Source organism: Acinetobacter sp. YH12100 (assembly GCF_013419135.1).
GTDB lineage: Bacteria > Pseudomonadota > Gammaproteobacteria > Pseudomonadales > Moraxellaceae > Acinetobacter > Acinetobacter pseudolwoffii.
The window spans coordinates 15,903-28,362 of the sequence record NZ_VPAQ01000010.1 but is presented as its reverse complement, the minus strand read 5'-3'; the positions used below and the strand labels follow the sequence as shown (position 1 = coordinate 28,362).

11 protein-coding genes are annotated in these 12,460 nt (G+C 43.8%); 7 read left to right on the top strand and 4 right to left on the bottom strand.

What is annotated here, in order from left to right:
• Positions 1 to 11 precede the first annotated feature (11 nt).
• Entirely contained in the window at positions 12 to 371 is a 360-nt protein-coding gene (gene rplT / locus FTU40_RS08345) for a 50S ribosomal protein L20 (protein WP_005095799.1), read from the top strand.
• Positions 372 to 826: 455 nt separating this feature from the next.
• Here rplT and FTU40_RS08340 read toward each other — a convergent pair whose 3' ends face one another.
• On the bottom strand, positions 827 to 1,849 hold the full coding sequence (locus FTU40_RS08340; RefSeq protein ID WP_005095801.1) for a hypothetical protein: 1,023 nt from the start codon (positions 1,847 to 1,849) through the stop codon (positions 827 to 829).
• A 158-nt stretch (positions 1,850 to 2,007) separates the two neighbouring features.
• Here FTU40_RS08340 and pheS point away from each other — a divergent pair, with 158 nt between their 5' ends.
• From pheS to FTU40_RS08325, 3 genes are all read left to right on the top strand, one after another.
• Positions 2,008 to 2,988 (top strand): phenylalanine--tRNA ligase subunit alpha, encoded by a 981-nt coding sequence (pheS, locus tag FTU40_RS08335; protein WP_005095803.1) that lies wholly within the window; start codon positions 2,008 to 2,010, stop codon positions 2,986 to 2,988.
• 136 nt (positions 2,989 to 3,124) lie between these two features.
• The gene (gene pheT / locus FTU40_RS08330) at positions 3,125 to 5,506 is read left to right on the top strand and encodes a phenylalanine--tRNA ligase subunit beta (RefSeq protein WP_180040492.1); all 2,382 of its coding nucleotides are present in this window, start codon (positions 3,125 to 3,127) and stop codon (positions 5,504 to 5,506) included.
• Positions 5,503 to 5,799: an integration host factor subunit alpha gene (locus tag FTU40_RS08325; RefSeq protein WP_004783565.1), complete on the top strand. Its 297-nt coding sequence runs from the start codon at positions 5,503 to 5,505 to the stop codon at positions 5,797 to 5,799. Before pheT ends, FTU40_RS08325 begins: the two co-directional genes overlap by 4 nt.
• A gap of 102 nt (positions 5,800 to 5,901) precedes the next feature.
• Here the strand turns inward: FTU40_RS08325 and FTU40_RS08320 are convergent, their stop codons facing one another.
• The 3 genes from FTU40_RS08320 to trxA form a co-directional block, all read right to left on the bottom strand.
• Positions 5,902 to 6,192 (bottom strand): hypothetical protein, encoded by a 291-nt coding sequence (locus tag FTU40_RS08320; protein WP_180040483.1) that lies wholly within the window; start codon positions 6,190 to 6,192, stop codon positions 5,902 to 5,904.
• Positions 6,193 to 6,594: 402 nt separating this feature from the next.
• A complete protein-coding gene (gene rho / locus FTU40_RS08315; RefSeq protein ID WP_005095808.1) occupies positions 6,595 to 7,863 on the bottom strand; it encodes a transcription termination factor Rho in 1,269 nt (422 codons plus the stop codon).
• Positions 7,864 to 8,185: 322 nt separating this feature from the next.
• Positions 8,186 to 8,512, bottom strand: a complete 327-nt coding sequence (gene trxA / locus FTU40_RS08310) for a thioredoxin (RefSeq protein WP_004278266.1) — start codon at positions 8,510 to 8,512, stop codon at positions 8,186 to 8,188.
• Between the two features lie 259 nt (positions 8,513 to 8,771).
• Between trxA and ppx the strand changes: the two genes are divergently transcribed.
• From ppx to tilS, 3 genes are read left to right on the top strand one after another with little or no spacing between them, the layout of a single operon-like run.
• Entirely contained in the window at positions 8,772 to 10,292 is a 1,521-nt protein-coding gene (gene ppx, locus FTU40_RS08305; RefSeq protein ID WP_074384073.1) for an exopolyphosphatase, read from the top strand.
• Between the two features lie 30 nt (positions 10,293 to 10,322).
• Entirely contained in the window at positions 10,323 to 11,147 is an 825-nt protein-coding gene (locus tag FTU40_RS08300) for an acetyl-CoA carboxylase carboxyltransferase subunit alpha (protein ID WP_005095813.1), read from the top strand.
• Entirely contained in the window at positions 11,084 to 12,460 is a 1,377-nt protein-coding gene (gene tilS / locus FTU40_RS08295; protein WP_180040481.1) for a tRNA lysidine(34) synthetase TilS, read from the top strand. Before FTU40_RS08300 ends, tilS begins: the two co-directional genes overlap by 64 nt.

Sequence of the window (12,460 nt, the reverse complement as noted above, 5' to 3'; positions counted from 1 at the left end):
GGAGATTATAAATGGCTCGTGTAAAACGTGGTGTACAGGCTCATCGCCGTCACAAAAAAATTCTTGCTCGCGCTAAAGGTTACTATGGTGCTCGTTCACGCGTTTACCGCGTAGCGTTCCAGGCGGTAATCAAAGCTGGTCAATATGCATACCGTGACCGTCGTCAGAAGAAACGTCAATTCCGCGCTTTGTGGATTGCACGTATCAATGCTGGTGCACGTCAAAACGGTTTGTCATACAGCCGCATGATTTCTGGCTTGAAAAAAGCTCAAGTAATCATTGACCGTCGCGTTCTTGCTGACATCGCTATGCATGACGCAGTTGCGTTTGCTGCGATTGCTCAAAAAGCAAAAGATGCGTTGGCTGCATAAGTCTTTATGACTTGAAAAAAGACCGCCATTTGGCGGTCTTTTTTTGCCTGAAAAATGGGAAATAGCTAATGCGCGATTTTCGTGAAATATGGTCGCCCATCGATCAGACTAAAAAAAGTTAAGTTTGCGAATAACGACACCGATACTATTTCAGAAAAATGGGCTGAAACTAATACTGTAATCTGCTTGAATTTAACCTTTTATTCCCATCTTTACTGAGCAATAAAAAGAGCATTATCTCGAGCGCTGAGTAAAAAATAATTGCGGTTAAATTCAAATAATCGAAAAAATATCAAACCCTGGTTGAGTTGAGATTCAATTGTTTGATGAATGATCAAAACTCATCGCGAAAACCGACAGCATTATTTCAAGCTCATCTCTGCTGTCGAATATCAATATATCCACTGGATTCGGCTAAGTTTTATCCAAGAAGTTAATATTTTCTTGCTGAAATCTTAAAGACCAAAATAGTAGCCAATCAGACAGATAATCACGGTAATCACAATCAAGGTCAGTACATTTGCAGAATTAGATTTGCCCGGATCTTGAGGTTTTTCCGCTTTAGATATTTTGGGCGAACGGTGTTCGGTACTCATACCCACAAATGGGTCAGGCGCAACTTTTGGGGTGAGCTGTGCAGTTTTATAGTGGTTGGCAACTTTGCTGATGAATTTGGCACTTAAATCATCAATTTTTTGTGAAAAGTGGCGTAAATTGAGCTGCTGATCTGAGCTCAGGACTTCACCATCTGACGTATAGGGATGTTGAATTTTAGTTTGAATAAACTCATTTAAGGCATCTAGCCGGTATAAAGTCTGATGCGCATAATCAGCTGAATAGTCGGTTGGAATCAGGGCCAAATGACTTTCTGTATCTGCCTGAATTGCAGGTATCGTGCCGTAGTATGGAAGATTGGTATATGCCGGTTCTATAAAATCTTGAGCTAGGCTGCTTTCAAATAACTCATAATTGGTATAAGCCTGAATATCATCCCAGTTCGGTGCTTCCAGATCTGTGTCAATACGCTTGGCCAGTTTGGGATTCAGCTCATAACACCAGAATGTTTCATGACGTAAAGGGGACTGCTGCGATTTAGGCGCTTCGTAATCATTGTCCGCGCTATACCATTCCGGCAATTCTTTGCCAATAATCCAGGCAGTTTTGGCTTTGGCACCATGGCTGACGATAAAATGCGCCAGAGGTAGCAGCTCGACATTGGCATTCGGATTTTTTTCATCAACCAGTAAATCCGAGCGATGCAAGCTTAGTCGGCGAACCCCTTGTTTTTTAAGTCCTTCCAGCCAAATCTGAAAATGCTGGGCCAATAGGTGCTGTGACATCAGATCCCGGAAGGCAAACTGATGCTGATTAAAAATGGAATGTTGAATCCAACGATTGAAACTCAGGTCCTGAGTCAGATACTCATTGCCATAAGTGACCAAGGTCAGCTGCTGTTTCCAAATTTGATCGAGTGCCATAGTGATTTGATCTGATTGATATTGTGTTTATCTTATACTTTTTATATTTAATCATGCCAATCTAATTTTCCTTAAAACGTATCTTCATCAAAGTGTCTAAAAACTGTTAGAATGTGGGGTTTTAAAATATTTTTTAACCTGTTGCTTTGAGAGTTACTATGTCACTGGAAGCCCTGACCACTGAAGCGCTCGCTGCGATTGCAGCAGCAGAAGACCTTGCTGCACTTGATCAAGTACGAGTGCAATTTACGGGGAAAAAAAGCCAGCTCGCGGAACAATCTAAGTCGCTTGGTAAAATGGATCCTGAACAACGTAAAGTCTTCGGTGCACAAATCCATGCTGTACGCGAAGCCATTACCGCTGCATTAACATCACGTCAAGCTGAACTGCATAAAGCGGCGTTAGAACAAAAATTGGCAAGCGAAACCATTGATATTACCTTGCCCGGTCGTGGTCAACAGGTGGGTAGTATCCACCCTGTAACCCAGGTACAAGAGCGTATTTGTCAGTTCTTTACCAAAGCCGGTTTTACGGTGGCCACTGGTCCTGAAGTTGAAGATGACTATCATAACTTTGAAGCGCTGAATATTCCGGGGCATCACCCGGCGCGTGCCATGCATGACACCTTTTACTTCGATGTAAATCATTTGCTACGTACGCATACGTCTGGTGTACAGATCCGTACGATGGAAACACAACAGCCACCGATCCAGATCGTGTGTCCGGGCCGTGTCTATCGTTGTGACTCGGATCAAACCCATTCGCCAATGTTCCATCAGATCGAAGGTTTGTATGTGGCTGAAAATACCAGCTTCGCAGAACTGAAAGGTTTGTTGATTAACCTGCTGAATGAATTCTTCGAAAAAGATTTGAAAGTACGCTTCCGTCCATCTTATTTCCCGTTCACTGAGCCGAGTGCTGAAGTGGATATCATGGATGAACGCGGTCGCTGGTTAGAAGTTTTGGGCTGCGGTATGGTGCATCCAAATGTGCTACAAGCTGCCGGCATTGACCCTGAGAAATACAAAGGTTTTGCTTTCGGACTGGGCGTAGAACGTTTTGCGATGTTGCGCTACGGTGTGAACGACTTACGTATGTTCTTCCAAAATGATGTGCGTTTCTTACGCCAGTTTGCTTAAAACTTTTTATTTAATCCTCTCCTAACCTCTCCTTTAAGAAAGGAGAGGGACTCCACGAAATAAATGGGGTTCTCCCCCTTAGAAAAGGGGGAGTCAGAGGGGGATTCTAGAGATTTGAATTACAGGTTTTATATCAATGAAAATTAGCGAAAATTGGCTACGCACATGGGTCAACCCAGCCATCGATAGCGACAAACTTTCTGATCAATTGACCATGTTAGGTCTTGAAGTCGATGAACTTGCACCTGCAGCAAAAGCATTTACAGGCGTAGTGGTTGGTGAAGTTCTGACAGTAGAACAGCATCCGGATGCAGACCGTTTACGTGTGACCACTGTGAATATCGGTACAGCTGAGCCATTACAAATCGTCTGTGGCGCGCCAAACGTACGTGTAGGCATGAAAGCGCCTGTAGCAACCATTGGTGCGGTATTGCCGGGTGATTTCAAAATCAAGAAAGGCAAGCTACGTGGTATTGAGTCTCAAGGGATGCTGTGCGGCGCTTCTGAGATTGATCTCGAAGATAAAATTGACGGTCTGTTAGAGCTACCAGACGACGCAGCTGTGGGTGTCAACATTCGTGAATATCTGGATCTTGATGACAATGTGATTGACATCAGTATCACGCCGAACCGTGGTGACTGTTTCAGCATTCGCGGGATCGCACGTGAAATTGGTGTGATTAACCAATTGCCAGTGACTGCGCCTGAAATTAAAGAAGTGACTGCAACCATTGCTGATGAAAAGCAGGTTGTAGTCAGCACTGAAGGCTGTCCACGTTACTTAGGTCGTGTGATCAAAAACGTCAATACCAAGGCAGCGACTCCTGTATGGATGGAACGCGCATTAGCACGTTCAGGTATTCGTCAGCACAGTATTCTGGTCGATATTACCAACTATGTCTTGATGGAGCTGGGTCAACCGCTACATGCATTTGATGCTGCTAAGGTGCAAGGCGCAGTCCATGTACGTCAAGCCACTGCGGACGAAAAACTTGTGCTTTTAAACGAGCAAGAAGTTGAGCTTTCTGACAACGTGATGGTGATTGCGGATGACGAAAAAGCATTGGCGATTGCCGGTATCATGGGTGGCCTGTCTTCAGCAGTCAGTGATGCAACCACTGAAATTTTCCTGGAATCTGCTTTCTTCGCACCATTACATATTGCCGGTCGTGCCCGTAGCTTTGGTTTACATACGGATGCCTCACAACGTTATGAACGTGGTGTGGACTTTGAATTGCCATTAATTGCAATGCACCGTGCATCTCAGCTTATTTCTGAGCTGGCTGGCGGTGAATTTGGACCAATCACCGTGGCGGAAAAAGCTGAACTTTTGCCAAAACGTGATGCGATTGAATTAAACCAAGCTCAAGTCGATCAGTTATTAGGTTATAAAGTTGAAAGCGATTTTATTACTGATGCCTTGACACGCCTTGGTTGCACGGTGATGGTAAAAGCAGAAGGCGAATGGTCTGTAGTTCCGCCATCACATCGTTATGATATGGTGATTTATCAGGATTTGATTGAAGAAGTTGCACGTATTCATGGCTATGACAACATTCAAATCAGTCTGCCTGTGATTGATGTGAAGTTGGCAAAATACCAGGATCAGTTTGAACTGGGTCAATTACGTCAAACGGCGGTGACTTTAGGCTATCAAGAGGCGATCAGTTTTAGCTTCGCTGACTTGAAGCTTGAAAAGCAACTTAATTCCGGTGTGAATCCATTAGCATTAGCAAATCCAATTTCAAGTGATTTGGCTGTCATGCGTTCTACCTTGTTGTCTAGTCTGATCCCTTGTGTTCAGTACAATGTTAACCGTCAGCAAAGCCGTGTACGCTTCTTTGAACTGGGTTTACGTTTTGACTATCAGGAAGCCAGCAGCATTCATGATTTAAAACAGATTCCAACCTTTGCGCTGATTGCAACCGGTTCACGTCATGTTGAATCTTGGCATGCTAAACCTGCTGCAATGGACTTCTTTGACTTTAAAGGTGATGTAGAAGAAATTCTGGCTGCCGGCCGTGTCAAAGTGGAATATGTACGTTCAGAGCGTAGCTGGTTACACCCAGGTCAATCCGCAGAAATTCTCGTGAATGGTCAATCAATTGGTTACCTAGGGCGTCTACATCCTTCTCTGGAAGACGAGCTTGATCTGGCAACGACTTGGGTGGCAGAATTGGATCAAACGGCTGTTTTGCAAACTTATGTATCTAATTTTACAGAATTATCACGTTTTCCATCGGTTCGACGTGATATTGCGCTTTTAATTAGTGATAAGATTAATGTTAGCGAAATTCAGGGACTTATCGAAAAAACAGGTGGGGAGCTTTTAGACTCGACGTGGTTATTCGATGTGTACACTGGACAAGGAGTAGAAGAAGGGAAACGCTCACTGGCATTTGCACTTCTCTGGCAGCATCCAAGCCGTACACTGGAAGATGCTGAAATTAAATCAGGTATGGATAATATCCTTCAAGTGTTAGAAAACACTTACCAAGCGACATTGAGGGCTTCATGACAGCACTAACTAAAGCAGAAATGGCTGATCATTTAAGTGAGCTCACGAGTTTAAACCGTCGTGAAGCAAAACAAATGGTTGAGTTGTTTTTCGATGAGATTAGCCAAGCGCTGATCTCAGGCGAACAAGTAAAACTTTCGGGTTTTGGTAACTTCGAGTTGCGTGATAAGCGTCAACGTCCAGGCCGTAATCCTAAAACGGGTGAAGAAATTCCGATTTCTGCACGCCGTGTGGTGACCTTCCGTGCGGGACAGAAGTTCCGTCAACGTGTGGGAAATGAGCAGATCAACTGATCTGCTTTTTTTTAAATTCTGTTATTTTTCTAAATTTCAGTTTTTAAAATAAAAAAAAGAGAGCTCAAGGCTCTCTTTTTTTGTACTGAATAATCTAAAAGATTATTGAGCAGCAGCTTCAGAAGCAGCAGTAGCGTCAGCAGCAGCGTCAACAGCAACAGCAGCAGCAGCGTCAGCTTCAGCAACAGCAGCGTCAGCTTCAGCAACAGCAACTTCAGAAGTAGCTTCTACAGCAGCAGCGTCAGCAGCAGCTTCAGCTTCAGAAGCAGCTTCTACAGCTTCAGATGCAGCTTGGTTAGCGTCAGCAGCAGCGTCGTCAGCTTTTTTAGCACAACCAACGAAAGCTAGAGTAGTAGCAACTGCAGCAGCAATAGCGATTTTTTTGAATAACATGGCATCACTCTCTAAAAATTGAGATTAAAAAAAACCTAAGTTAGTCTGTTAAGTGCTTTTATTGTTCCTAATTGTGTTAGGGACTAACAACGCAGGAGCAGTCTAACTGGTCTGCAAATATGCTATCACTGCGCCTTTTTAATTGCTACTAGCAAGACTCAAAAAAGTACTGAAAAATGCTAAAAAATCATAAGTTTTTAACAGAAAATAACAATGGAATGAAACATTTAGATTGGAGAAAGGCTTGTTAAGTTTTTAAAAGTTATACAATTTTTAATTTGATTATTTTATTAATCAAAAACTTAAAAATAAGTTTACATAAATGAGGCTCGATTGTTTCATTGTGTAATTTATGTCAACCTAAAAAAAGGCCACCGCTTAGGTGACCTTTCATTTGAAATTTTAATTCGAGGCTTTACGTTTCATCTGATCAAAGAAGTCATCATTGGTCTTGGTTTCTTTCATACGATCCAGTAAGAACTCCATCGCTGCCAATTCATCTTGAGTATGCAGCAGCTTACGCAGAATCCAGACTTTGCGCAGATTGTCTTCTGACATCAGGCGTTCTTCACGGCGAGTACCAGATTTCTTGATATTCATCGCAGGGAAGACACGTTTTTCAGCAATACGGCGATCCAGAGTAATTTCCTGGTTGCCTGTACCTTTGAATTCTTCGTAGATCACTTCATCCATCTTGCTGCCTGTTTCAATCAGGGCAGTAGAGATAATGGTGAGTGAACCACCTTCTTCAATATTACGTGCAGCACCGAAGAAACGTTTAGGACGTTCTAATGCATGCGCATCTACACCACCAGTCAAAACCTTGCCTGATGAAGGAATCACCGTGTTATACGCACGTGCCAGACGGGTAATCGAATCCAGTAGAATCACCACATCTTTTTTGTGCTCAACCAGACGTTTGGCTTTTTCAATCACCATTTCAGCGACTTGAACATGACGTGCAGGTGATTCATCAAAGGTCGACGCAACCACTTCACCGCGAACGGTACGTTCCATCTCGGTGACTTCTTCTGGACGTTCATCAATGAGAAGAACAATCAGAATAGCTTCTGGGTTATTACGAACAATCGATTGCGCAATACTTTGCAGCAACATGGTTTTACCGGCTTTTGGCGGTGCCACAATGATTGAACGTTGACCCTTACCAATCGGTGCCACCAAGTCGATCACACGTGTGGTTAAATCTTCAGTGGTACCATTACCGAGTTCCATCACCAGCTGTTCAGTCGGGAACAATGGGGTCAAGTTTTCGAATAAGATTTTATTACGTGAATTTTCAGGGGTGTCGTAGTTAATCTGATTAACTTTAAGTAAGGCAAAATAACGTTCGCCTTCTTTTGGTGGACGAATAGTGCCAGTAATGGTGTCGCCAGTACGTAGGTTAAAACGACGAATTTGAGAAGGACTGACATAGATATCGTCAGGGCCTGCTAAATAAGAACCTGCGGCTGAGCGTAAAAAGCCAAAACCATCTGACAAAATTTCTAGAACGCCATCACCAAAAATCTCTTCGCCATTCATTGCATGACGTTTTAAGATGGCAAAAATAATGTCTTGCTTACGGTTACGAGCCATACCTTCAAGGCCCATAAACTCGGCAATCTTGATGAGTTCGCCAATCGGTTTTTTCTTGAGTTCGGTTAAATTCATAGGTGGTCAGATAGAATCAAAGTTCTGAGGTACAGGTTAGAAAGGGAGTAACATTCGGCCGCATACAAGCATTCAAACGAAAGCAATTGAATTTGCAAAAGAACAATTCAGAGATCTGTTTGAGTGTTTCAAAGAAAAATGTGAAAAACAATTTCTATTGCCGAGCGGCATCTTATGTAATGTGTCTTGTAAGAAATTGGCAGGATTTAAGATCCTTTATCTCTTGAGTAGCAAATATAAGAGAAAATGTCGGCTTTGTCAATTTATAGCCGAAAAAAATACGCGATTGTCAGTCGCGTATTTTTTACTGAAAATGCTGGGCTTAGATATTGTCATCAATAAACGCAGTCAGTTTAGATTTTGGCGCAGCACCCACTTGAGTTGCAACAACTTCACCATTTTTGAACATCAACAAAGCCGGGATATTACGGATGTTGAAATTTACGGCAGTTTGTTCGCAAGAAGTTACGTCAACTTTCACGATTTTAACTTTGCCCTGGTATTCATCAGCAAGCACTTCTAGTACGGGTGCAATTGCTTTACATGGTGCACACCAGCCCGCCCAGAAGTCGACCAGTACAGGTACGTCTGATTGAAGAACGTCTGCTTCGAAGTTTGCGTCAGTAGTGTTTACGATGTTGCCAGACATGGAATGTGCTCCAGATTAATATTTTAAAGATAACTAATTATTAGTATTACATAGCCATCTTTAACAATGTAGGGGAATCTGTAAATTTTCAATGCTTAATGTTATTTTGTCTAATGGATGATCACGATAGTGATGATCGTGTCCTACTATTGTTCCCGATATAAAAAGAATCATGCATCAAATTGTCGCTACAAATGGCTTTTAAATTGCATGCATGTGAATTACTCTAAGCACAATTCGTTAAAGGTTTATTTCCGGAATGTCTGACTTTTTGATTGATGAAGAATTACTTGCCGCCATCGATATGGGATCAAATAGCTTTCATTTGGCCATCGCACGTGTAGATCATGGCGAAGTTAAAAAAGTGGCATCAATGTCAGAAAAAGTTCAGCTTGCCGCCGGACTCGATGAAAATAAAAATTTAACCGAAGCTGCACAGCAACGGGGTTTGGCCTGTCTGGCACGTTTTGTCGGACGTTTAGGTGCAGTTCAGCCAAATCGTTTACGGATTGTGGCGACCAATGCCTTGCGTCAAGCCAAAAATGGGCATGAATTTATTCAAAAAGCTGCAGAAATTCTACCCAAACCAATCGAAATTATTGCCGGCCGTGAAGAAGCCCGTCTGATTTATCTCGGGGTTTCGCATACCATGGCCAACAGTGGTCGTCGTCTGGTGGTTGACATCGGTGGCGGTTCGACTGAACTGATTATTGGTGAAGAGTTCGAGCCGATTCATACTGAATCGGTGCAGATGGGCTGTGTCGCCTTTACCAAGGCTTATTTTCAGGATGGTGAGATCAGTGCCAAAGCTTTTGATAAAGCGGTTACTGCGGCGCGTAAAGAAATCTCCGGAATTGCCAATACCTATAAAGAAGCCGGCTGGGATGCGGTGGTCGGTTCCAGTGGCACGATCAAGGCCTGTCGTCAGATTTGTATCAATATGGGCTGGAGCAATGACAAAGAACAGCTCACCCGTGAAGGCCTGGAAAAACTCAAAGACAAACTGCTCAAATATAAATATGTCTCGGATATGGAATTCGAAGGTCTCAAAGAAGACCGCCGCGCGGTATTGCCGGCTGGGATTGCCATTCTCTATGCTGTGTTTGATGTGCTCGGAATTAATCATCTGGTTTATTCGGATGGTGCGCTGCGTGAAGGCGTGATGTATGACTTGCTTGGCCGTTTCAAGCATGAAGATATCCGTGATCGTTCCGTACATGCCCTGATTGGTCGTTATAATGCCGATGCCAAACAGGCCGAGCGTGTGGTCCAGACTGCACAAAAACTGTTTAATGACGTGGAACATGAACTGGGCCTGACGATAGAGGATAGCGATCTGTTACGTCGTGCTGCCTATCTGCATGAGATTGGTTTGGCGATCAGCCATAGTGGTTATCATCGTCATGGTGCCTATTTATTACAACACTCGGATATTGCCGGTTTCTCACAAGTCGACCAAAATCATTTGTCACATTTGGTCGCACACCATCGCCGCAAATTGCGCGTTGATGCCAAGCATGATGTGATGAAAGTCGGTGGATCGAAACTTTTATGGTTATGTTTGCTGCTTCGTCTGTCGGTTTTGGTCAATCACAGTCGTAGTGATGAGATGCTTCCTGCCATTGAACTCAAGGTTGAAAATGCGCAACAATGGCAGCTCAGCGTGTCTGGTGATGCCCGACAATGGCCATTGCTGGTGGCTGAACTGCATGATGAACAGCAGCAATTTAAAAATTGGGAGATTGAACTCTCGATTCAATCCGAACAGTTTGTTAATTAATACCTTTATAGGGATGAAAACGGTTAACCTATGAAAAATAAAGCGACTCCATCAAAAGCATGGGCGACAGTGCAGATTGCACGTCATCCGGAACGTCCACAATTTCTGGACTATGTGGGTGAAATATTCACTGAATTTGATGCTTTACATGGTGACCGCCTATATGGTGATGATGGTGCGATGATTGGTGGTCTGGCGCGTTTTGATGGTCAACCTGTGATGATCGTCGGTCAGCATCGTGGTCGTAGTACCCGTGAAAAATTACAGCACAATTTTGGCATGAGTAATCCTGAGGGTTATCGTAAGGCGCAGCGTCTGTTAGACATGGCTGAACGTTTTAATCTGCCAGTCTTCACTTTTATTGATACCATGGGTGCTTATCCTGGTGTTGGTGCAGAAGAACGTGGTCAGGCTGAAGCCATTGCCACCAGTCTGGCGCAGCTTTCTAATTTGAAAGTACCGGTGATTGCAACTGTACTCGGTGAAGGCGGTTCAGGTGGCGCACTGGGTATTGGTGTGGCAGACCGTGTGGTGATGCTGTCTCACAGTATCTATTCAGTGATTTCACCTGAAGGCTGTGCATCGATTCTTTGGAAAACTGCCGAAAAAGCCGAACAGGCCAGTGAAGCCTTGGCGCTGACTGCAGAAAAATTGCAGAAAATGGGCATTGTAGAATATGTGGTGGATGAAGGTGAGGGCGCTCATTTAAATCCGGATCATGTCATGAACAGCTTGAAAGCAGTGTTAAAAGAAGCTTTGAATGAACTGCAACCAATGGAAGCGCAAGCACGATGCGAAGCACGTTACCAACGTTTAATGAAGTTTGGCAGCGACAATTTAGGTCTGGTTTCTTAAAACAGCTGCAGGGCTTTCCTGCAGAGACAAAATTTCTCATCGGGTGCAGTGGCGGCGTGGATTCTATGCTGCTACTGCATCTGATGTTTTTTTTATGCCCGGAAAAAGTTCGGGCGATTTATGTCGATCATCAATTACAAGTTCTTAGTGCAGATTGGGGCAAGTTCGTGGCAGATCAATGCCTGCGACTGAATATTCCCTGCATCATCCAGCCGGTTCGGGTCGAAAATGGCAATCTGGAACAGCAAGCGCGTCATTGCCGTTATCAGGCTTATTTACAACATTTGCAAACGGATGAAATTCTGGTGCTGGCGCATCATCAACAGGATCAGGCAGAAACCTTAATGTTACGTTTATTGTCTGGTACTGGCGTGGATGGTTTGGCGGCCATGAAACAGGTTGATGTACGTGAAAATCTCACCATTTGGCGGCCACTGCTGGATATTTCCCGTGAGCAGATTTGCCAATGGGCAAAACACTTAAATATTCAAAATATTGAAGATCCGAGCAATGCTGATACCCATTATGACCGGGCCTGGGCACGCCAGACCCTTTGGCCAGTTTTGAGTGAACGTTATCCGAAAATGCAGTCTGCGCTGGTACGCACCAGTGAACTGATGCAAGATGCCCAGCAAATTTTGCAAGAAGTGCTACAACAAGATGTACAGGCGTGTGGAACCGATACGCAACTTGATTTGTCTAAACTTCTACAACTTTCAAGATCACGGCAACGTCAATTACTCTCCGCCTGGATGAAAGGCGAAGCGCAGTATCGTCCCTCTTTAGATATGGTCGAGCGTCTGCAACGCGAGGTAATTCATGCCAAACCCGATGCGCAGGCGGCCTTACACTGGAAAGATTATTACTATGTACGCTATCAGCAGCAACTATATCGTTTGACAGAAGAGGTTTATTTGGCCGAGCAGCAACAGCTTCAAACTGGCCTAAAAACCTTGAAAATTGCGTTAAAAGATCATGTGCAGGTCTTGTCCGGAAAATATGTCATTGAATCTGCAAAGGTGGGTTTATCCACAGCATTATTGCAGCAGCCCTTATACTTGCAGCAGCGTCAGGGGGGTGAAAAGATCCATCTCTATGGTCGTGTTGGCGCCTGGCCGCTGAAAAAAGCCATTCAGGAAGCGCAAATATTTCCTTGGGTTCGGCATACTATTCAAATATTAAGCACAGATAATGTTATGCTAGGCGTGTTTACCCCTAAAGGATTTTGGTTGGCCCAATCTGCATATTGTGAAGCAGGGGGATGGCTGCCGATTTCGGTTTCTTCAACTTTAGAACTCAACAACGAGCATTAA